The organism is Parabacteroides sp. AF14-59 (assembly GCF_003479515.1).
GTDB lineage: Bacteria > Bacteroidota > Bacteroidia > Bacteroidales > Tannerellaceae > Parabacteroides > Parabacteroides faecis.
Window position 1 is genome coordinate 1 of record NZ_QUHH01000057.1, and the last position, 1,954, is coordinate 1,954.

The 1,954-nt window shown below is 33.1% G+C and carries 2 protein-coding genes; one reads left to right on the plus strand and one right to left on the minus strand.

From position 1 onward, the window contains the following. A partial coding sequence (locus DWW23_RS26295) for a type IIL restriction-modification enzyme MmeI (RefSeq protein ID WP_370449346.1) occupies positions 1-826 on the plus strand: 826 nt, incomplete at its 5' end. Positions 827-833: 7 nt separating this feature from the next. Here the strand turns inward: DWW23_RS26295 and DWW23_RS26300 are convergent. After that, on the minus strand, positions 834-1,954 hold a 1,121-nt coding region (locus DWW23_RS26300), incomplete at its 5' end, for a type IIL restriction-modification enzyme MmeI (RefSeq protein WP_122357399.1).

Here is a 1,954-nt window from a genome sequence, read left to right on the forward strand (position 1 = left end):
AGAAAAACGACCAGCTCTATACGAGACCATTTCAAAGGTAGACCAGGTCATGGCTATTGCATTGACAAGTAAAACTGTTGCCATTGGATTATTAGCATCGACATGGATTTATTCACATTCTATGGGTGTTTTTGCTTATGATCAATTTTTATATTTTTCTTATTTGCAATCAACTTTACATAATATTTGGGCTTGGTTCAATGGATCATCTATGAAAAGTGATTTAAGGTATACTCCTTCTGTGTGTTTTGAAACGTTTCCTTTTCCTCAATCTACATCGCATGAAGAGATTAATATTATTGAAGAAGCTGGACGAGAATATTTTTATTTTCGCGAAAAACTTATGAGTGATGTTAAAATTGGGCTGACGAAACTGTATAATCAATTCCATAATAGCCAATTAACCATCATATCTATAGAAGATGAGAACCTCCAAGATAAGATTTTCGAAAAAAAATATGGAAAAGAATCTATCTGGTTGAAAAAGCATTTAACAAATAGATCGTGTAATTTTTCTTATAATAATATTGTCGAGCGTATCCACAAGTTACGAACTCTACACATCCAGATGGATAATTATATTTTAGGCATATATGGGTGGAATGATATAAAGCTTGAACACAACTTCTATGAAGTTAGTTATTTACCAGAAAGCGACAGGATCCGCTTTACAGTTCACCCAGCCGTTCGAGAGGAAATACTAAATCGTTTGTTAAAACTTAATCATCAATTGCACAAGATGGAGATATCAAATCCTTATAGTACTCAAAAGGAATCAACTAAAGGAAATAAAGATAATGTCAGCAAAGATAAGATGTTATTCTGATCTTTGATTACACATCAGAAAACAAATCAATAAAACTTTGATCATTTTTTATCTTAATCCTTCTATTTTGTTTAGAAGGAAGAGATTCTTGTTCTTTGGAGTATTGCTCATGGTTGAGCAATAAAAGCCTTCTAAGAATTTCTTTTCTTGCATTAGGATGAATGGTGAAACGAACTCTGTCATTCTCTGGTAAGTAGTCAACTTCATAGAAATCATGTTTTAAACTTATATCACTCCAACCATAAGCATTCAATACAGAAATGTCTATTTTACAATAGAGTTCTCTAAGTTCGAGTATATCTCTACAAGCGTCTTTTATTGAAGTATTATTTGAATATTTACACAAATGCTTTAGAAATGAAAAATTTTCTTTTCCATATATCTTTTCAAACTCCTTTCCATTCGATGGGAAATGGACCAAATTAGAAATTTCCAACAAACGATCATTGTGAAATTGATTGTAAAGTTTAGTCATACCTAACCTATTATCACACATTATTTTCTTACGAAGAGAATTATATTTCCTACTTACAGTTTCTAATTCTTTATTATTAAGAGTTATTGGGAATGGAAATGTTTCAAAACAATCTGTCGTTGAATAATTTAATGTGCCAGCTCCTAAAGTGGATGAATTCTTCCAACACCATATATTATGCAAAGTACTGGATAAAACACCGAATTCAGAGAAATTTTCAAATAATATTACTGCCAATTTATGCATATAAACGATCTTAGTTGGGACTAAATCAAAAGATGTGTATTTGCTCACTAAAGGGACTACCATGACCTGGTCTACCTTTGAAATGGTCTCGTATAGAGCTGGTCGTTTTTCTCCATATATCCACCACTTTTGAGGTAATGGTTTCCTTAAAGCATAAGTTCCAACAATCTCATTCCCATTCTCATCTAATTTCCAACGTTGTCGCTCCGGCTTCACCAACCGTTCTACTATCTCAAAACAATCCGGATAAGTACGGGCCTTTTCTTCCGTCCAATCGAAGAAATTAATCACCCAACGGGATGGTTTCTGTTCCGGATCGTTATTTAAATCTTCTCCATTCAAATAAGGAAACAACACATCCTTATTCCGTGGATCTTTGGTAATCAATACTTCAGCTTCTTCGGGTG